The 17941-nt window shown below is 63.0% G+C and carries 18 protein-coding genes and 2 pseudogenes; 12 read left to right on the plus strand and 8 right to left on the minus strand.

Annotated features, from left to right (window positions below; translation table 11 throughout):
- Positions 1-107 precede the first annotated feature (107 nt).
- From ribH to L9B60_RS15005, 8 genes are all read left to right on the plus strand, one after another.
- Positions 108-584 carry a 6,7-dimethyl-8-ribityllumazine synthase gene (gene ribH, locus L9B60_RS14970; RefSeq protein ID WP_249679549.1) on the plus strand — a complete coding sequence of 159 codons (477 nt, stop codon included), beginning with the start codon at positions 108-110 and terminating at the stop codon, positions 582-584.
- Complete coding sequence (gene nusB, locus L9B60_RS14975; protein ID WP_249679550.1) at positions 581-1081, plus strand: transcription antitermination factor NusB; 501 nt, start codon at positions 581-583, stop codon at positions 1079-1081. The genes ribH and nusB overlap by 4 nt, the downstream gene beginning before the upstream one ends.
- 18 nt (positions 1082-1099) lie before the next feature.
- Positions 1100-2065 (plus strand): thiamine-phosphate kinase, encoded by a 966-nt coding sequence (gene thiL / locus L9B60_RS14980; RefSeq protein WP_249679551.1) that lies wholly within the window; start codon positions 1100-1102, stop codon positions 2063-2065.
- The gene (locus tag L9B60_RS14985) at positions 2062-2565 is read left to right on the plus strand and encodes a phosphatidylglycerophosphatase A family protein (RefSeq protein WP_249679552.1); all 504 of its coding nucleotides are present in this window, start codon (positions 2062-2064) and stop codon (positions 2563-2565) included. Before thiL ends, L9B60_RS14985 begins: the two co-directional genes overlap by 4 nt.
- Before the next feature lie 12 nt (positions 2566-2577).
- Entirely contained in the window at positions 2578-3321 is a 744-nt protein-coding gene (locus tag L9B60_RS14990; RefSeq protein WP_249679553.1) for a transporter substrate-binding domain-containing protein, read from the plus strand.
- A 110-nt stretch (positions 3322-3431) separates the two neighbouring features.
- On the plus strand, positions 3432-4049 hold the full coding sequence (ribA, locus tag L9B60_RS14995) for a GTP cyclohydrolase II (protein ID WP_249679554.1): 618 nt from the start codon (positions 3432-3434) through the stop codon (positions 4047-4049).
- Entirely contained in the window at positions 4046-4465 is a 420-nt protein-coding gene (locus tag L9B60_RS15000) for an MFS transporter (protein ID WP_249679555.1), read from the plus strand. Before ribA ends, L9B60_RS15000 begins: the two co-directional genes overlap by 4 nt.
- A complete protein-coding gene (locus L9B60_RS15005) occupies positions 4465-5277 on the plus strand; it encodes a cobalamin-binding protein (RefSeq protein ID WP_438866113.1) in 813 nt (270 codons plus the stop codon). The genes L9B60_RS15000 and L9B60_RS15005 overlap by 1 nt, the downstream gene beginning before the upstream one ends.
- Here the strand turns inward: L9B60_RS15005 and L9B60_RS15010 are convergent.
- The 4 genes from L9B60_RS15010 to L9B60_RS15025 all read right to left on the minus strand — a co-directional run bounded on the left by L9B60_RS15010 (position 5255) and on the right by L9B60_RS15025 (position 10302).
- Positions 5255-7123, minus strand: coding sequence for a TonB-dependent receptor domain-containing protein (locus L9B60_RS15010; protein WP_249679557.1), 1869 nt, complete (start codon positions 7121-7123; stop codon positions 5255-5257). The two genes, L9B60_RS15005 and L9B60_RS15010, sit on opposite strands and share 23 nt — an antisense overlap.
- A 57-nt stretch (positions 7124-7180) precedes the next feature.
- Positions 7181-9079: a 1-deoxy-D-xylulose-5-phosphate synthase gene (gene dxs, locus L9B60_RS15015; protein WP_249679558.1), complete on the minus strand. Its 1899-nt coding sequence runs from the start codon at positions 9077-9079 to the stop codon at positions 7181-7183.
- Between the two features lie 96 nt (positions 9080-9175).
- Complete coding sequence (locus L9B60_RS15020) at positions 9176-10063, minus strand: polyprenyl synthetase family protein (protein ID WP_249679559.1); 888 nt, start codon at positions 10061-10063, stop codon at positions 9176-9178.
- Positions 10060-10302: an exodeoxyribonuclease VII small subunit gene (locus L9B60_RS15025; protein WP_249679560.1), complete on the minus strand. Its 243-nt coding sequence runs from the start codon at positions 10300-10302 to the stop codon at positions 10060-10062. The genes L9B60_RS15020 and L9B60_RS15025 overlap by 4 nt, the downstream gene beginning before the upstream one ends.
- A gap of 294 nt (positions 10303-10596) precedes the next feature.
- Between L9B60_RS15025 and L9B60_RS30720 the strand changes: the two are divergent.
- From L9B60_RS30720 to L9B60_RS15040, 4 genes and pseudogenes are all read left to right on the plus strand, one after another.
- Positions 10597-11373 (plus strand): annotated as a pseudogene (locus L9B60_RS30720) (MCP four helix bundle domain-containing protein); the annotation flags it as partial.
- Between the two features lie 66 nt (positions 11374-11439).
- Complete coding sequence (locus tag L9B60_RS30725) at positions 11440-12228, plus strand: methyl-accepting chemotaxis protein (RefSeq protein WP_438866142.1); 789 nt, start codon at positions 11440-11442, stop codon at positions 12226-12228.
- A gap of 268 nt (positions 12229-12496) precedes the next feature.
- Complete coding sequence (locus L9B60_RS15035; protein WP_249679563.1) at positions 12497-13717, plus strand: putative DNA modification/repair radical SAM protein; 1221 nt, start codon at positions 12497-12499, stop codon at positions 13715-13717.
- Positions 13714-14544 carry a TIGR03915 family putative DNA repair protein gene (locus L9B60_RS15040; RefSeq protein WP_249679564.1) on the plus strand — a complete coding sequence of 277 codons (831 nt, stop codon included), beginning with the start codon at positions 13714-13716 and terminating at the stop codon, positions 14542-14544. Before L9B60_RS15035 ends, L9B60_RS15040 begins: the two co-directional genes overlap by 4 nt.
- A gap of 100 nt (positions 14545-14644) precedes the next feature.
- On the opposite strand, the gene L9B60_RS15045 is transcribed toward L9B60_RS15040, so the two are convergent.
- The 4 genes and pseudogenes from L9B60_RS15045 to L9B60_RS15060 form a co-directional block, all read right to left on the minus strand.
- Positions 14645-15628 (minus strand): zeta toxin family protein, encoded by a 984-nt coding sequence (locus L9B60_RS15045; protein WP_249679565.1) that lies wholly within the window; start codon positions 15626-15628, stop codon positions 14645-14647.
- 487 nt (positions 15629-16115) lie between these two features.
- Positions 16116-16361: pseudogene (locus L9B60_RS15050) on the minus strand (helix-turn-helix domain-containing protein); the annotation flags it as partial.
- A gap of 134 nt (positions 16362-16495) precedes the next feature.
- On the minus strand, positions 16496-17023 hold the full coding sequence (ppa, locus tag L9B60_RS15055) for an inorganic diphosphatase (RefSeq protein WP_249679566.1): 528 nt from the start codon (positions 17021-17023) through the stop codon (positions 16496-16498).
- Positions 17024-17122: 99 nt separating this feature from the next.
- Positions 17123-17941, minus strand: coding sequence for a M90 family metallopeptidase (locus tag L9B60_RS15060; RefSeq protein ID WP_249679567.1), 819 nt, complete (start codon positions 17939-17941; stop codon positions 17123-17125).

A 17941-nucleotide genomic window follows, 5' to 3' on the forward strand; every position in this document is an offset into this window, starting at 1 on the left:
CAGCCCAGCGCTATGGTTTTCAGGTGGCCCGAACGTTCTGATTCGTGACCTATTACTCCCATGGGCCGCCCCTGGCGCCCCTGCTCTTTAAGATGAGACTCACCCGAATGACCCTGAAGACCATCGAAGGTACCTTCATCGCCCCCAAAGGTCGCTATGCCCTGGTGGTTGGCCGTTTCAACAGCTTCGTCGTCGAAAGCCTGGTGAGCGGCGCCGTTGATGCCCTGGTTCGCCATGGCGTGAGCGAAAGCGACATCACCATCATCCGTGCGCCTGGTGCGTTCGAGATTCCGCTGGTGGCGCAAAAAGTCGCCCAGCAAAGCGAGTACGCGGCGATCATCGCCCTGGGCGCGGTCATTCGTGGCGGTACTCCGCACTTCGAATACGTGGCAGGCGAGTGCACCAAGGGCCTGGCCCAGGTGTCCATGGAATTCGGCGTGCCGGTCGCTTTCGGCGTGCTGACAGTCGACTCCATCGAACAGGCCATCGAGCGTTCCGGCACCAAGGCTGGCAACAAGGGCGCTGAAGCTGCCCTGTCCGCTCTGGAAATGGTCAGCCTGCTGTCGCAGTTGGAGGCCAAGTGATTTCCGACGAAAGCGATCGTTTCAACCCGCGCGATCCTAAACCTGCGGACGCTGGCAAACCCTCCAAGAGCGCCAAGCGCCGCGAGGCTCGTCAGCTGGCGACCCAAGCCCTGTACCAATGGCACATGGCTAGCCACTCGCTGAACGAGATCGAAGCGCAGTTCCGGGTAGACAACGATTTCAGCGATATCGACGGTGCCTACTTCCGCGAGATCCTGCACGGTGTACCGGCCAACAAGACTGAGATCGACACAGCGCTCAAGCCTTGCCTGGACCTGACCATCGAAGAGCTCGACCCGGTTGAACTGGCCGTGTTGCGCCTGTCCACGTGGGAGCTGCTCAAGCGTGTCGACGTGCCTTACCGCGTGGTCATCAACGAAGGTATCGAGTTGGCCAAGGTTTACGGTTCCACCGACGGCCACAAGTTCGTCAACGGTGTACTGGACAAACTGGCGCCGCGCCTTCGCGAAGCTGAAGTGAAGGCGTACAAGCGCTGATTGCCGCGCTTGTATCCTATGGGCGAGTTTGAGCTGATCCGACACTATTTCGCTGCTGCGCCTTGTGCGCAGCCCAGCGACTCGGTGGCTTTGGGCATCGGTGACGACTGCGCCCTGCTGGCCGTCCCCGCCGGGGAGCATCTGGCCATTTCCACCGATACGCTGGTCAACGGCGTGCATTTCCCTGACGCCGCCGATCCGTTCCTGCTGGGCCAGCGCGCCCTGGCAGTAGCGGCCAGCGACCTGGCGGCCATGGGCGCTACGCCCATCGGCTTCACCCTGGCGCTGACCTTGCCACAGGTGTCGGAGGATTGGCTCAAGCCGTTCGCCGAAGGCCTCAATCGCATGGCCGGGCATTGCCAGATGCGCCTGATTGGTGGTGACACTACCCGTGGCCCGCTGTGCCTGACCGTGACCGTTTTCGGCAGCGTGCCGGCCGGGCAGGCCTTGACCCGCTCAGGTGCCAAACCGGGTGAGTTACTGTGCGTGGGTGGCGAGTTGGGTAATGCTGCCGGCGCCTTGCCGCTGGTGCTCGGTGAGCGCTTTACCGACGCGGGCACCGCGGCGCCGCTGCTGGCGCATTACTGGTCACCTTCGCCGCAGTTGCCCTTGGGTATTGCGTTGCGCGGCAAAGCCACGGCGGCAATGGACATCTCCGATGGCCTGCTGGCCGATTGCGGGCATATCGCCCTGGCCTCAGGGGTGGCACTGGAAATCGACCAGGCAGCGCTGCCCTTGTCAGCCCCGCTGCAGGCGTTTTTGGGCCGCGACGGTGCCTGCACGGCCGCGCTCACAGGGGGTGACGATTACGTGCTGGTGTTCAGCCTGCCCGCCGAGCATCTTGATGCCTTGCAGGGCACTGGCTGGCCAATCAGCGTGATCGGACGCGTGGTCGAAGGGCAGGGGGTTACCCTGCGCGATGGCCAGGGCCAGGACATCACCCCGAATATCCGGGGCTATCAACATTTTCGGGAGACACCGTGACAGATCATCCTGACCAGGTTCCGGCAGAGAACGTACCACCGTCGGTCTGGCGCAACCCCTGGCACTTCCTGGCCTTCGGCTTTGGCTCGGGCACCCTGCCCAAGGCACCGGGCACCTGGGGCTCGCTGGTGGCCGTGCCGTTTATCCCGCTGTGGCAGATGTTGCCCGACTGGGGCTATTGGCTGATGCTGGGCGTGACCATGCTGTTCGGCTTCTGGCTGTGCGGCAAGGTGGCGGACGACCTGGGCGTGCACGACCACGAAGGCATCGTCTGGGACGAGATGGTCGGCATGTGGATCACCTTGTGGCTGGTACCGGATGGTTGGTATTGGATCCTCGCGGGTTTCCTGATGTTCCGCTTTTTCGATATCCTCAAGCCGTGGCCGATCCGCTGGATCGACCGTCACGTGCATGGTGGCGTCGGGATCATGCTCGACGACGTGCTGGCGGGCGTGTTTGCCTGGCTAGGCATGCAAGCGTTAGTGTGGGGGCTGACTTAAGGAGCGGTAACGATGGCCAGATGGATGCTGGTGCTGGTGTGTTGGTTGGGATGTACGCTGGTCAATGCGGCCCAAGTGGCACCGCCCGCGCAGATCCGCCTGGTTAGCGAGGCATGGCTGGACTACACCAACGCCGACGGCACGGGCCTGGCCTGGGATGTTTTGCGCAAGGTGTTCGAGCCAGCCGGGGTCAAGGTGCTGCCGCTCAGCGAGCCTTACACCCGTGCGGTCGGCCTGGTGCAAAGGGCCGAAGCCGACGCCTGGGTGGGCTCCTATCACGATGAAACCCCCAACACCGTTTACCCGCGCTGGAACTTCGATACCGACCATATCTACGCGTTGGGCTTGGCCAGCAAACCGCGGCCGACCCTGGAAACCCTTGGCCAGTACCGTCTTGCCTGGGTGCGCGGCTACGCCTACCAGCACTATCTGCCGCACATCGGCAGCTTCAGCGAAGTGCAGCGGCGTACCGGCATCTTGTCAATGCTGGCCCACGACCGCGCCGACTATTACATCGATGCCCAAACCGAAGTCGCCACGGTGCTGCAAAAGGCCCGCGACCCGGCGCAGTATCGTCTCACCCATATCGCCGAGATCCCGCTTTACCTGGGTTTCGCCGATACAGCCAACGGGCGGGCGCTGCTGGCGCTTTACGACCAGCGCATGGACAGCCTGGTACCCAGTGGCGAATTGCGGGCCATATTCGACCACTGGCAGCAGCCTTATCCCTTCGATGATGCGAAACCGGCACCATAATCAAACTTATTGATAGCTACCTTCGATAATTCAGCCTAAGCGTCGGTAGAACGCTGCTGTTACAATGCAGCCCTTGGCCATTTCAAGTCTGATATTGATAGGAGCACACGGTGCCCGTCGTTTTCGTCGCCGCTTCCAAGCTGCCCACCCCTTTTGCGCAATTCACCATGCACGGCTTTCTTGATGAAAGCACCGGCCGCGAGCACGTCGTGCTCAGCCTGGGTGACGTGGCCGACGGCGAGCCCGTGCTCGGCCGCTTGCACTCCGAATGCCTGACCGGCGATGCGCTGTTCAGCCAGCGCTGTGACTGCGGCTCGCAATTGGAAGCAGCCCTGCAGGCCATCGCCAAAGAAGGCCGTGGCGTACTGCTGTACCTGCGTCAGGAAGGCCGTGGCATCGGCCTGCTGAACAAGATCCGCGCCTATGAATTGCAGGACGGCGGTGCCGACACCGTCGAGGCCAACGAGCGCCTGGGCTTTGCTGCCGACCAGCGTGACTATGCCATGTGCCTGCCGATGCTCGAGCACCTGGGCGTCAAGTCACTGCGCCTGATGACTAACAACCCGCGAAAGGTCAAGGCGCTGACCGCCATGAACATCGTGGTTGCCGAGCGCGTGCCGTTGCACACCGGGCACAACCCGCACAACAAGCACTACCTGGCCACCAAGGCTGGCAAGCTCGGCCACATGATGGGCAATGAGCACCAGAGCGAGGCCGATCGGGCGTGACCCGATCCCAGGTTCGCCGCCGCCTGGCGGTCGCCTGGTGGCAGCAGGTCGCCCTGACACTGCTGCCGTTGTTCGTGATCAGTTGGGCCTTCGGTGATCTGGAGCCAGTCATACCGGTGTTGGCGATGCCGATGTTCATCGCCGGTGTCGCCTCGATGTTCCTCAGCTTGCCGCGTTTCGGCGCCTACAAGCACGCGCTGATTGCCACGCAAAAAGCCCTGGATACCGCCGAGGAACCCGCTGCCTGGATCGCCCTGGCGCGCGTGCGGCGCATCGCCTTCCTGTTCGCCGGGCTACCGGCCTGGCTCGCGGCCCTGGCGGTGTTCGTCGGGCTTGAAGCCGTGCCCCTCTGCCTGCTGGCGCTGTCCAGCATGGTGCTGCTCTGCCTTTACCGTATCCCGCGTCAGTTGGGTTGATGGTGCGCTGGCTGCTGGTTGTGCTGCTGGTACTTGGCGGGCCGGCAGCGGCGGCGCAACGGGTGGTCAGCCTGGCGCCTTCCTTGACCGAAATCGTTACTCAACTGGGTGCGCAAGACCAGCTGGTGGGCGTGCTGGATGCCGGTGATCGGCCTGCCGGCCTTGAGCGTGTGGCTTCGGTCGGCCGTTACGGCCAGCTCAATATCGAGGCACTGCTCAGCCTCAAGCCCGACCTGTTGCTGCTTTGGCCCGGCAGCGTCAGCCCGGGCCAACGTGACCAATTGCAGCGCCTGGGCATACCGATTTTTGTTTCCGAGCCGCACAGCCTGGATGAGTTGGCCGATCAAATCGAAGCCATCGGGTTGCGCCTCGGTCACCCTGTAAACGCCCACGGCGTTGCGAGCGACGTGCGCCAACGCCTGGTTGCCCTGCGCCAGCACTACCGCCGCGACGTGCCGCTACGGGTGTTCTATCAGGTCTGGGATGCGCCGTTGTATACCTTGGGTGGGCGGCAAATCATCAGCGATGCGTTGCGCGCCTGTGGCGGGGTGAATGTATTTGCCGAGCTGACTTTGCCCGCGCCGCAGGTCAGCATCGAGGCGGTATTGCAACGTGATCCTCAAGTGATTTTGGTGGCCGAGCCAACCCAGGTAGCGGCCTGGGCCAGGTGGCCGCAGGTGGCAGCGGTTCGCGAGGGCCGGGTGTGGCTGCGCGAAGCGGCGCTGGAGCGGCCTAGCGGGGGGATGATCGCGGCCGTCGAGCGGCTATGCCGGCAGATGGGCGCGGTGACTACAACGCCGGGGTCCAGGTAAACCCCAAGGTGAACGCCCGGCCTTCCTCGCGATAACCCTGGCTTTGGCCGTCATAGCTGTACAGCACCCGGCTGTACTGCCGATCAAGCAGGTTGTCGACCTTGAACGTCAGCTTCAACTCAGATGTCGCCGCCCAACTGCTGCGCAAACCGAGTAACCCATACCCGGCAATCGCCTGCTGGTTGGCCGCGTCGTTGTAGCTGCTGCTCACCGCCTGCCAACCGATCCCCAGGCCCAAGCGGTCAAATTGCCGGTCCAGGTCCCAGCTTAACGTACGCCGTGCCCGACGGTTCAGGGTATGGCCGCTGTCGCGGTCACGCGGGTCGAGCAGCGCCAGGCTCAGGTTGCTGTCCCAGCCAAACAATTGCTGGCGCAAGGTGCTTTCAGCGCCATAGATACGTGCACTGCCGATGTTTTGCGGGCGAAAGTCGCCGTCCAGCACGATGGCGTCGGTCAAGTCTGTACGGTACAGCGAGGTTTCCATCCGGGTGGTATCGCTCAGGCGGCTGCGCCACTGTACTTCGTAACTCCTGGAGTGTTCGGGCTTGAGCGTGGGGTTGCTGAAGTCCGGGTAGTACAGGTCGTTGAACGTCGGTGCGCGAAAGCCTTCGCTGTAGGACATTACCCAATCGTTGTCTGCGTTGGCGAACAGCGTCAGCGCGGCACTCCAGGTGTTCTGCCCGCCGAACTGCTGATTGTCGTCACGGCGCAGGCCAATCTGCGTGGCGAAGGCATCGGTGCGATAGCTGTGCTGCAGGAACACGGCGCGGTTCCAGCGGCTGCTTTCGCTGAAGTCGGTGCTGCTGTCGACCCGGTCCACATAGGCGTCCACGCCGCCCAACACGCTGTTGTGCTCGTCCAGCGTCAGGGTGTTCTGCCAGCCCAGGGAGTCGCGGTCAGTGTTGAACACAAACTGCTCGTCGCTGAGGGTGTCTCTGGAGTGCTCGCGGTTTTCGCTGTGGCCCAGTTCCAGGCGGCTTTTCCAGCGTTCGGTCAGTTGCGCATCGGCGTAGGCGCTTACGCTTGAAACCTGAAAGTCGCTGTAGGGCTTTTGCCCTACCGAGGTGAACGTGGTGCTGTCGAATCGTCCGAACGGGTTGTCGTACTCGTTCTTGCCCTGATTATCCAGCGCATTGAAGCCGACTTCCACGTCATCACTCATTTGGTGGCTGAAGCTCAGGCTCAGGGCGCGGTTGCGATAGGCGTCGTGGTCGCCGTCGGTGGCGAAGGAGCGATGGGTACGGTCGATACCGGCGCTTTCATCCAGCCCGGCGCTCAGGGCGAACCGGGTGTTCTGGTCGGCACCCGAGACACCCAGGTTGCGCTGCCAGCGCTGCTGGCTGCCCATCGCCATTTGTACCCGGCCGTGCAGGCCGGTCTGGTCTGCGCGGCGGGTAAAAATCTGAATCACCCCGCCCATGGCGTCGGCCCCGTAGATCGCCGAGCGGGCGCCGCGCAGCACTTCCACCCGTTCGATCTGATCGACGCTGAGATTCTGCAGGTTGCTGTCTGCGGACGTGGCGGTGGCGATGCGCACGCCATCCACCAACACCAACGTCTGGGACGACTGCAGGCCACGCACGAAGATGCCCGGCAGGCTGCCACGGCCACCACTTTGCGCGACTTGCACGCCGGGTACGCGTTCGAGCAGGTCTACCACGCTGGCAGGCTGCAGGCGGTCAATGTCGGCACGGGTAAACACGGTATTGGCGGTGCTGCTGCCGTCGCGCGATTCGGCCACGCGGTTGGCGCTGATGACCATGTCATCGAGCTTCAGCGGTTGATCATCAGCCAGGGCATCGGGAGGGCACAGCAGGGCAAACGGCAAGAGCAGGGCGGGGCGCATGGGCGAGGTCCGTAACCAGCCCTTGCCGGGGCGTCGTGGCGCCCCGGCAAGGGTGTATCAGAGGCCGAGCAGTTGCAGGCGCAACGCTACGGCGGCTTCGATGCCGGCTTCGTCCAGGCCGCACTCGGCGAGCATTTGCGCAGGCTTGGCGTGCTCGACGTAAATGTCCGGCAGGCCAAGGTGCAGCACTGGCTTGAGCAGGTTCTCGCGGGCGAGGAACTCGCTGACAGCCGCACCGGCGCCGCCCATGATGGCATTCTCTTCGAGAGTGACCAGCAGATCGTGGCGGCCGGCGATGTCGCGCACCAGTGCTTCGTCCAGCGGCTTGACGAAGCGCATGTCGACCACGGTGGCATCGAGCTTCTCGGCCACCTTCAGCGCCTCGGCCAACTGCACGCCAAACACCAGGAAGGCGGTCTTGCTGCCTTCGCGACGTACAATCCCTTTGCCGATCTGCAGTGGCTCCAGGCCGCTTTCGATGGTGGCGTTGGGGCCGGTGCCGCGCGGGTAGCGCACGGCGGCCGGGCCTGGGTAGAGGTGGCCGGTGGTGAGCATCTTGCGCAGCTCGTTTTCATCGCTCGGCGTCATCACCAGCATGCCGGGGATACAGCGCAGGTACGACAGGTCGTAGCTGCCGGCATGGGTCGGGCCGTCTTCGCCCACCAGGCCTGCGCGGTCGATGGCAAACAGTACGTCGAGGTTCTGCACGGCCACATCGTGGATCAGTTGATCGTAGGCACGCTGCAGGAACGTCGAGTAAATCGCCACCACCGGCTTGGCGCCTTCGCAGGCCATGCCCGCCGCCAGGGTGACGGCGTGCTGCTCGGCGATGGCCACGTCGAAGTAGCGCTCCGGGAAGCGCTCGCTGAAAGCCACCAGGTCCGAGCCTTCCTTCATCGCCGGGGTGATGCCGACCAAGCGTTCGTCAGCCTCGGCCATGTCGCACAGCCACTGGCCGAACACCGTGGAGTATTTTGGCCCGCCGGCTTTTTTCGGCGTGGCGGCAGGGGCGTTCAAAGGCTCGAGCTTGGTGATCGCGTGGTAGCCGATCGGATCGGCTTCGGCCGGGGCGAAGCCCTTGCCCTTCTTGGTGACCACGTGCAGGAACTGCGGGCCCTTGAGGTCGCGCATGTTGCGCAGCGTGGCGATCAGGGTTGGCAGGTCGTGGCCATCGATCGGGCCGATGTAGTTCCAGCCCAGCTCTTCGAACAGGGTGCCGGGGACCAGCATGCCCTTGGCGTATTCTTCGGTGCGGCGGGCAATTTCCCAGGCGCCCGGCAGGCGCGAGAGCACTTTCTTGCTGCCTTCGCGCATGCTGGCGTAGGTGCGGCTGGAAAGGATCTTGGCCAGGTAATTGGACAGCCCGCCGACGTTGCGCGAAATCGACATGTCGTTGTCGTTGAGCACTACCAACATGTCGGCACCGACTTCCGGCGCGTGGTTCAGCGCTTCGAACGCCATGCCCGCGGTCAGCGCGCCGTCACCGATCACGGCGATCGACTTGCGCCCGCTGTTTTGCAGGCGGGCGGCGATGGCCATGCCCAGTGCGGCGCTGATCGAGGTGCTGGAGTGGCCGACGCCAAAGGTGTCGTACTCGCTCTCGCTGCGACGCGGGAAGGCAGCGATGCCGTCCTTCTGGCGCAGGCTAGCCATGCGCTCGCGACGGCCGGTGAGGATCTTGTGCGGGTAGGCCTGATGGCCCACGTCCCACACCAGGCGGTCATCCGGGGTGTCGAAGACGTAGTGCAGGGCCACGGTCAGTTCGATCACGCCGAGGCCGGCACCAAAATGCCCGCCTGTCTGGCCGACCGTGTAGAGCAACTCCAGGCGCAGTTCATCGGCCAGGGTTTCCAGCTCGGCTTCACCCAGGCGGCGCAAGCCGTCCGGCGTATTGGCACGGTCCAGCAGGGGCGTCAGCGGGCGTTCGCGGGGAATCTCTTGAAACGTCGTGGGCATCAGGCGAATCATTATAGGTGTGAAGAGGCGGCAGTTTACCTTATGCAGCGCTGGCTGCCCACGCAGTGGTGCGTTGGCAGCCGCGGCGGCAAGGCTTCAGTTGCGACGGTCGACGATATAGCGGGCCAGATCGCGCAGTGGCTCGGCGCCTTCGCCAAACGGGCGCAGGGCATGCAGGGCCAGGTCACGCAGTTCCAGCGCATAGGCTTTGGCAGCGTCCAGGCCCAGAAGTGCCGGGTACGTTGGCTTGTCGCGGGCAATGTCGGCGCCTTGGCGTTTGCCCAGGGTCGCGGTATCGCTTTCGACGTCCAGAATGTCGTCCTGCACCTGGAACGCCAGGCCGATGGCCTGGGCATAGGCCTGCAGGGCCTTGAGCTCGGAAGCATCGGCGCGGCCACTGGCCAGCGCGCCCAGCTTGACGCTGGCCTCGATCAACGCGCCGGTCTTGTGCCGGTGCATGTATTCCAGGGCTTTCTGATCAAGCTTGAGGCCCACCGAACCCAGGTCGATCGCCTGGCCACCGACCATGCCGGCGGGGCCTGCGGCCAAGGCCAGGGCTTGCACCATCAACAGCCGCGTGGCGTCTTGCTGGGGGCTGAGCTGGGGGTCCAGCAGGGCGGTGAAGGCCAGGCTCTGCAGGCCGTCACCGGCGAGAATCGCGCAGGCTTCATCGAACGCCTTGTGGGTGGTCGGCTGGCCGCGGCGCAAGTCGTCATCGTCCATCGCCGGCAGGTCGTCGTGCACCAGGGAGTAGGCGTGGATCAATTCCACCGCGCAGGCGGCGCCATTGGCCAGCTCCGGTTCGCCACCCAGCGTTTCGCAGGCCGCGTAAGCCAGCAGCGGGCGCACGCGCTTGCCGCCATTCATCACGCTGTAGCGCATGGCTTCATACAGGCGCGCCAATTCCGGCGTCGGGGCCACGAACAGGCCCTGCAACGCCTCATTGACGCGGACCTGGCAACGGCTCTGGTAGCGATCGATCATTCAGGTTGTTCCGCATCGAACGGTTCGGTGGCCAGTTCGCCATCGCGCTCCAGCAGCACCTGCACCTTCTGTTCGGCCTGGGCCAACGCAGCCTGGCAGTCGCGAGTCAGGCCGATGCCTTGTTCAAAGGCCGTCAGCGAGTCTTCCAGCGACAGCTCGCCGTTTTCCAGGCGCTCGACCAGGGTTTGCAGATCCGCGAGGGATTGCTCGAAATCCACGGAAGCTTTTTTACGGGCCATGGCGGCTATCTCGACAGGTTTGGAAACGGCGCGACACTAGCAGAGGCGGGGCCTGCGGGCAAATCACCCGGTGTAAAACACTGTTGTCGCATTGGCGTGCAGGGGTACAGGGTAAACCAAAGCGAATGGTCGCAGGCGAACTTGGCGTGGGAAGGGGGCTTGCGTTGCGCCGGGCCCTAGGGTTTAGAGCCTGCGGCAAATTGTCGCGAAGCTCAATAAGTGGCTATTTGCCATTAAAGCTGAATCGATTCATGTCGATGCTAGTGGCATCGATATTTCAGGCAGGAAGCGTCCATGAACTTAAGAACCTTGAACATCGCCCCGCGTGCATTGGTGTGCTTCGGTTTTTTCACCGTACTGGTCACCGGGCTCGGCGTATTTTCGCTGATGCAGGCTTCAGCCCTCAAAGGTTCCCGCGAACTGGTGCAAGACAACGTATTGCCCACCGTGCAGAGCATCGGCCAGATTCGCAATGACCTGACCAGCATCCGCCTCTACAACACCAGCATGCGCTTGGCGCAAACTACCGAAGCGTTGGCTGCGCCGCGCCGGTTGGTGAATCAGGCGCGCACTGACCTGCAGGCCCACGCCCAGCAACTGTCGCCGCTGTTGATCACCGAGCGTGGCCAACAGGTGTTTAGCCAACTGAAGATCGACCTGGGCAATTATCTCGGCGTGCACGAGCGTTACTTGCAAGCCGTGGAGCAGAAGAACGAGGCCGCCATCAGTGCCTTCACCGCGCCATCCGGGGAAATGACCATCGCCGCAGATCGCGTTGCCAAAGGCATCGACGAACTCAGCCGGTTGACCGAGGGCAAGGTGCGCGACACCGATGCCGAAGCGGACGCGCTGTATGCCAGCACCCGCAACGTTACCCTGCTGGCGATTGGCGTGGCGGTGGCGGCAACCCTGCTATTGGCCTGGCTGTTTACCCGCAGCTTGAGCGGCCCGCTGGCCCGCGCCCTGGCCGTGGCCGAGCGCATTGCCAACAACGATTTCAGCCAGGCCGTAGCGCTGGATGGCCAGGACGAGCCGGGTCGCCTGCTGGCGGCTTTGGCGACCATGCAAGACAACCTGCGCCGCACCTTGGGCAGCCTGGGCGACTCGTCCAATCAGTTGGCCTCGATGTCCGAGGAAATGACCGCCGTTACCGAAGACGCCCTGCGCGGCATCCAGCGCCAGAACGACGAAATCGTCTTGGCCGCCACGGCCATCAACCAGATGAGCGCAGCGGTGGAGGAGGTGGCCCGCAACGCCTCCCACGCCTCCGATGCTGCGCGCGACTCCAGCCAGTCCGCCGAAACCGGCCGCCAGCGCGTCGAGCAAACCGTCAGCGTGATCAGCGACCTGCGCGCCTCGGTGCAAGTCACCGCCGATGAAATCGACGGCCTGGCCGGGCAAGTGCACAACATCAGCGGGGTGCTCGACGTGATTCGCGGCATTGCCGACCAGACCAACTTGCTGGCCCTCAACGCTGCCATCGAAGCCGCCCGTGCGGGTGAAGCGGGCCGTGGTTTTGCCGTGGTCGCCGACGAAGTCCGCGCCCTGGCCCACCGCACCCAGCAGTCCACCGCCGAAATCGAACAGATGATCGACGCCATCCAGAGCGGCACCGGCAAGGCCGTGAGCGCCATGGGCCATTGCAGCACGCAGGCGCAAACCAGCCAGCAAGTCGCCGAAGCCGCCGGCCAGGCGCTGACGGACATCATCGCCAGCGTGGTGCAGATCAACGAACGCAATGTCACCATCGCCACGGCGACGGAAGAACAGGCCCAAGTGGCGCGTGAGGTCGATCGTAACCTGACCAGTATCCGCGATTTGGCCGGGCAGACGGCGGCGGGGGCGAATCAGACGTCGGCGGCGAGCGGGGAGTTGTCGCAGGTGGCGGTGGGGCTGAATCAGATGTTGCAGCGGTTTAGTCTCTGAATGTCAGGGCCTGGCCTACTTGGTGGGCAGGCCCAAGCGCTGTTTAGCAGCCTCGTATAGGACTTCGCGCTCCCGTTTCCAACCGCTACCACGAAGACGACAATTGCCTTTTCAAGCACCTGATAGATCAGGCGATATCCAACTGTCTGTAGGTCATCCAGGCTAACCTGGGCACTCTGCTGGGCTATTTGCGACCAGTGGAACTTAAGTACCTTGAGTACGAGTCATTGCCCGTATACTGTACATAAAAACAGTATTCGGGTTTCCCATGCAACTCATCGACAAGCTCAGCATCCTCGCCGACGCCGCCAAATACGACGCCAGTTGCGCCAGCAGCGGTGCGCCCAAGCGCAGCTCCGAGGGCAAGGCTGGCCTGGGCGCCACCGATGGCATGGGCATTTGCCACAGCTACACGCCGGATGGTCGTTGCGTGTCGCTGCTCAAGGTGCTGCTTACCAACTTCTGCCTGTACGACTGCCAGTATTGCGTCAACCGCCGCTCCAGCGATGTGCCTCGCGCGCGTTTCAGCCCGGAAGAAGTGGTTACCCTGACCCTGGACTTTTACAAGCGTAATTGCGTGAGCGGGCTGTTCCTGAGCTCGGGCATCATCCGTTCGGCCGACTACACCATGGAGCAATTGGTGCGGGTGGCCAAGCTGCTGCGCGAAGAACATGAATTCCGCGGCTACATCCACCTCAAGACCATCCCCGATGCCGATCCCTTGCTGATCGAAGAGGCTGGCCGCTACGCCGATCGGCTCAGCGTGAACATCGAGCTGCCAACCGACGCCAGCCTGCAAACCCTGGCGCCCGAGAAAGACGTCGCGTCGATCAAGCAGGCCATGCGCACCATCTACACCGGCGTCGAAACCGTACGCAACGAACCCCGTGCGCCACGCTTCGCCCCGGCTGGCCAAAGCACCCAGTTGATCGTTGGCGCCGACGACACCGACGACAGCACCATCCTGCACAGCGCCGAGTCGCTGTATGGCAATTTCCGCCTGCGCCGGGTCTATTACTCAGCCTTCAGCCCCATCCCCAACAGCCCGAAAAGTGTGCCGCTGGCAGCGCCCCCGCTAATGCGCGAGCACCGCCTGTACCAGGCCGACTTTTTGCTGCGCAGCTATGGCTTCAAGGCCGACGAACTGCTCAAGGGGCCGGGCGACCTGGCGTTGGACATCGACCCGAAACTGGCCTGGGCATTGGACAACCGCGAGGTGTTCCCGCTGGACCTCAACCGCGCGGAACCGGCCTTGATCGCGCGCATTCCCGGCATCGGCCTGCGCACCACCCAGCGCCTGGTAGAACTGCGCCGCGAACGCCGCATCCGCTACGAAGACCTCACGCGCCTGCGCTGCGTACTGGCCAAGGCCAAGCCGTTTTTCATCACCAGCGACTACCACCCCACCCAGGCCGAAAGCTCCAGCTTCAACCTGCGCGACCTGCTGCGCGACCGCCCGCAGCCGCAACAGATGGGCCTGTGGGGATGATTAGCCTGGACTGCGACAACCTGTTCGACACCTGGCGCCAGCAAGCTCGCTGGCTGCTCAGCCACCAGATCGACCCCAGCCTGGTCAGTTGGGCCGGCCCGCAAAACGCCGATCTATTCGCCAGCGAGCCGCCCAGTCTCGACACCCCCGGCCCCTACCAGGCGCGCATCCCCGCCGGCCTGATCGCGCACCTGGAAAACGCCGCCCGCTACCGCGGCGACCAGCGCTGGAGCCTGCTCTACGAAGTGCTCTGGTGCGTGAGCCACGGCGATCGCACCGCCATGCTTGCCGGTGACACCCTGGGCAGCGAACTGCACCGGCGCATCAAGATGGTCAACCGCGAAGCCCATCACCTGCATGCCTTCGTGCGTTTCGTCGCGCTCCCCGACACCGGCGCCGCCGGCCAGCCCGAATACGTCGCCTGGCACGAACCGGCCCACGACATCCTGCACAGCGCCAGCGAGCACTTCATCGGCCGCATGGGCCGCCATCGCTGGCTGATCGCCACGCCCCAGGACGGGGTGTACTACGACGGCAGCACACTGCACCACCAGCGCGAATGCCCGGTGCAATGGCAGCGCATGGCACAAGAGGTGGAAGACCCCCATGGGGATTTGTGGTTGGCCTATTACAGCCACATCTTCAACCCGGCGCGGCTGAACGAGAAGGTGATGCAGGGGCATCTGCCGGCCAGGTTCTGGAAGAACTTGCCGGAGGGGGAGTTGATGATCGGGATGATCACTGAGGCCAAGACCGGTAAGCAGCGAGATGGGCAGGCGGTGGGGATTGCGGGGCGTAGAGGCAAGCGGGTGGGAGGGGCGAATTAGCTGAAGTGTGTAGTTGTTAGCAGGCATCGCACTTGATGTTTCTTTAAAATCCAGCGCTGCGCCCGGAAGGTCTGGCAGCCTTCCGGGCTGGCTCGCCCGTTTACGGGTGCACGTATTTGAGTACGTACAAGCTCAATTCCTGAAAGGTACCTGTAGGCACCTGAGGCATCAGTTCTTGTGCCTGGGCCAGCGTCTTGCAGCAGGCTTTGACCATTGCCTGGCGTACTTGGGGTTCGATCATCCCGGCATGAACTACCTGAGTATATTGAGGATAGGAGCAGGGGGCATTTTCCCTCGGGTTTCGTCGAATGCTGAACGCTCGGTTCAGCGGTGACGCCTTGATAAACGCCTGCCCCTGAAAGTCTGCTTGCGGCGTCAACTGCGCAGGCGTCTCACAGGTGCTGTGGCACAGCGGTTTACTCTCCATCTCTGTTTCCAGCCCGCGCTGATACATCGTGATTTGCGAGCCCGGCACCTGCGTACAGGCCTCTTCGAATGCGTCGAGAATCGCTTTGGCGTTGGCCTGTGAAGCCTCGATCTTGGTCAAGGGAACAAAGCGTTCAAGCTCGTTTTTGGCCAGGCTTTTCGTCGCCCGATCCAGTGTCGCCCAATGGCAGAACTCTTTCTGGCACGCGATCAGGTGCACCTCGAATTGATACCCGGCTTGCACGGCGGCGGGTGGGAAGTCGGCAAACTTCGGGTCGTCCAGCGCGGTTTCCATGATGATGTTGTAACGATGTTCGAAAGCATGGGCGAAAACCTTCGTGCCTAGTTTCCAAATGAAATCCTCGGTGTGTTCATAGGCGTGAAGGGGGCCGTGTTTGACCATCTCGGCGTAAAGCGGATGCTGCTTGCGAAAGGCTGGCAGGTAGAGGTGGATGTAGGTGTTGTAGCGTTGGCTGGGGAGCAGTTTATTTTCCAGCAGGTAGGTTTTGCCCGAGCCCTGGGCGCCGGCGATGATGAGGATTTTCGGACCGGGCAGGCCAGCGTTGTTGATGTCGCGGGCTTTGTCGAAGAGGGTTTCGCTGATGTCGTCGAAGGCGTTTTGGAGGTCGAGTTCGGTGAAGGGGTAGAGGGTGCTCATTGGCTTGATCCTTGTTGGGCCGCCCGTGACTGGGCTGGTTGGCAAGGTAGTGGGTGGAAGGAATGGGTCGGCGGTACATGTTTGTTGCTCGGTCAACCCGCGTACAGCTGCCACCTCACTTGTTTGACCGCGAGCGGTGGCACGCCGAAATGGCGGATGACGGGATGGTATCGAGGCCCAAGGGAGTGATTTGAGCGATGGCCAAAACGCAGGCATTAAAAAGCCGGCTTGTGGCCGGCTTCTCGGGGACGGATTTAGTTTATTTTTGGTAAACCGCAGCCGCCTTCAAATCGTTGCGCCTACGACCCTGGGGTCTTCAGCGAGGCTGGGCCGGAAAAGTCATCCGTCAGCCGGGGCAGTCGGGCGTGCGTGGCAGGCCGATGCCGAATGTGCGGGTATCTTACTGAGTTTGTTTCGCAATGCCCAGCAAAAATGCACCTCTGCGCCCGCTGTAGAGCCTTGCCCGGCGACGGATGGTCATGCGTCACGGGGCGAGTGGATCTACGGGTGGGTGGGGCGCAGGGGCGGGGTATTTCTGGCCGATGCCGTAGCGCAGCCACTTGCTGCGCACGCACAACAGGTAGGCGATTTCGTCCATGCGAGCCAAGGGTACGCCGCGTTTGAGCCAGTTATTGACGTGTTGCGGGGTGACCCTCAGGTAGGCGGCGAAGTCCGCAGTGCTGAGGTTGCATTCTGCCAGGAGGAGTTTGAAGCGGTCGCCGGAATTGGTCATGGGGCGATTTTACGGGGTGGGGTGTAGCGGGGAAATGAACAAAGTGTTTATTTTCAGGGCGCAGGGTAGGTGCCTTCCTACCGGATAAAAAAAGCCCCGGCACATGGCCAGGGCTCTTTTGATCACGCGTCGAATCAGCCTTTGTAGGCTGCAACCGACTTGGTGATTTCGGCGCGGGCGGCGTCTGCGTTGCCCCAGCCTTCGATCTTGACCCATTTGCCTTTTTCGAGATCTTTATAGTTCTCGAAGAAGTGCTTGATCTGCTCAAGCAGCAGCGGCGGCAGGTCGGTGTATTCCTTCACGTCGACGTACAGCTGCGACAGTTTGTCGTGCGGTACGGCGATGACTTTGGCGTCGCCGCCGCCGTCGTCGGTCATGTGCAGGATGCCGACCGGGCGGGCGCGGATGACCGAGCCTGGGGACACTGGGTACGGGGTCACGACCAGCACGTCGAGGGGGTCACCGTCGTCGGCCAGGGTGTTGGGGATGAAACCGTAGTTGGCCGGGTAGAACATTGGGGTGGCCATGAAACGGTCGACGAACAGGCAATCACTGTCCTTGTCGATTTCGTATTTGATCGGCGCGTGGTTGGCCGGAATCTCGATGGCGACGTAGATGTCGTTCGGCAGGTCTTTGCCAGCCGGAATCTTGCTGTAGCTCATTGGGCGGTGCCCCCGTTGTAGGCCAGTTCAAATGGCCGTGTAGGCCAAAAAGTGGCAGCGATTATTGCATAGTTTAACCGTGTTGCCACGCCCGGCCCGTCAGGCGTCGTGGGCAGCCTGGTAGCTGGGATGGCTGTGTTGCAGGTGCTGCAGGCGGGTCAACGGGTCTTGGCGGTAGAAGGCCTTGAGCTGCAGGTAAACCTCTGGGTAGGCCTGGGCCAGCAGGTCGGGGGCGCTGAAGAAGTATTCGCTGGTGACGGCAAAGAATTCGGCGGGGTTTTCCGCCGCGTAGGGGTCGATCTCGGTCTCGTGGTCCGGGTTGCGGTCCAGTTGCCGGTTAAGGTCGTCGTAGGCGTGCTGCATGGCTTTGGACCAGTCGCTGATGCGCATGTCCGAATGCAGCGGCGGCAGGCCGTTGGCGCTGCCGTTGAGCATGTCGAGTTTGTGCGCCAGTTCGTGGATGACCAGGTTGTAGCCTTCCCAGCCGCCGCTGGCCAGTACCCCGGGCAGGGCAAGGATTACCGGGCCTTGTTGCCAGGCTTCGCCGCTGTGCTCGCCGGCCCATTCGTGCTCGATGCCGCTGGCATCGCGGTGGCGTTGCGGGCTCAGGAAGTCATCGGGGTACAGCACGATTTCGTGGAAGCCGCGGTACCAGTCCAGGTCGCCCAGGTGCAACAGCGGCAGTTGGGCCTGGGCGGCCAGCAGCAGACGGCTTTCGTCGTCCAGTTCCACGCCGTTGAGGGCCGTGAGGTGCTTGCTGGCCAGGAACAGCACGCTGTGCTCTTGCAGCCACTGGTCTTGTTCGTCAGTCAGGCCGTCGAGAATCGCCAAGTGCTGGCGAACTCGCTGCCACAGCGCCGGTGGCAGCGGGTTTTTGGCCAGTGTGCGACGGCGGCGCCAGGCGCGCAGGGACCACAT

It is taken from the genome of Pseudomonas abieticivorans, assembly GCF_023509015.1.
Taxonomy (GTDB): Bacteria; Pseudomonadota; Gammaproteobacteria; order Pseudomonadales; family Pseudomonadaceae; genus Aquipseudomonas; species Aquipseudomonas abieticivorans.

Coding starts and splice junctions, on each gene's coding strand:
- L9B60_RS14990 (WP_249679553.1), top strand. CDS start 2,578: ATGGCCAGATGGATGCTGGTGCTGGTGTGTTGGTTGGGATGTACGCTG.
- L9B60_RS15010 (WP_249679557.1), bottom strand. CDS start 7,123: ATGCGCCCCGCCCTGCTCTTGCCGTTTGCCCTGCTGTGCCCTCCCGAT.
- L9B60_RS15035 (WP_249679563.1), top strand. CDS start 12,497: ATGCAACTCATCGACAAGCTCAGCATCCTCGCCGACGCCGCCAAATAC.
- dxs (WP_249679558.1), bottom strand. CDS start 9,079: ATGCCCACGACGTTTCAAGAGATTCCCCGCGAACGCCCGCTGACGCCC.
- L9B60_RS15005 (WP_438866113.1), top strand. CDS start 4,465: ATGGTGCGCTGGCTGCTGGTTGTGCTGCTGGTACTTGGCGGGCCGGCA.
- L9B60_RS15045 (WP_249679565.1), bottom strand. CDS start 15,628: ATGAGCACCCTCTACCCCTTCACCGAACTCGACCTCCAAAACGCCTTC.
- L9B60_RS15060 (WP_249679567.1), bottom strand. CDS start 17,941: ATGTGGTCCCTGCGCGCCTGGCGCCGCCGTCGCACACTGGCCAAAAAC.
- L9B60_RS15020 (WP_249679559.1), bottom strand. CDS start 10,063: ATGATCGATCGCTACCAGAGCCGTTGCCAGGTCCGCGTCAATGAGGCG.
- L9B60_RS15025 (WP_249679560.1), bottom strand. CDS start 10,302: ATGGCCCGTAAAAAAGCTTCCGTGGATTTCGAGCAATCCCTCGCGGAT.
- thiL (WP_249679551.1), top strand. CDS start 1,100: ATGGGCGAGTTTGAGCTGATCCGACACTATTTCGCTGCTGCGCCTTGT.
- L9B60_RS15040 (WP_249679564.1), top strand. CDS start 13,714: ATGATTAGCCTGGACTGCGACAACCTGTTCGACACCTGGCGCCAGCAA.
- ribH (WP_249679549.1), top strand. CDS start 108: ATGACCCTGAAGACCATCGAAGGTACCTTCATCGCCCCCAAAGGTCGC.
- L9B60_RS30725 (WP_438866142.1), top strand. CDS start 11,440: ATGACCGCCGTTACCGAAGACGCCCTGCGCGGCATCCAGCGCCAGAAC.
- ppa (WP_249679566.1), bottom strand. CDS start 17,023: ATGAGCTACAGCAAGATTCCGGCTGGCAAAGACCTGCCGAACGACATC.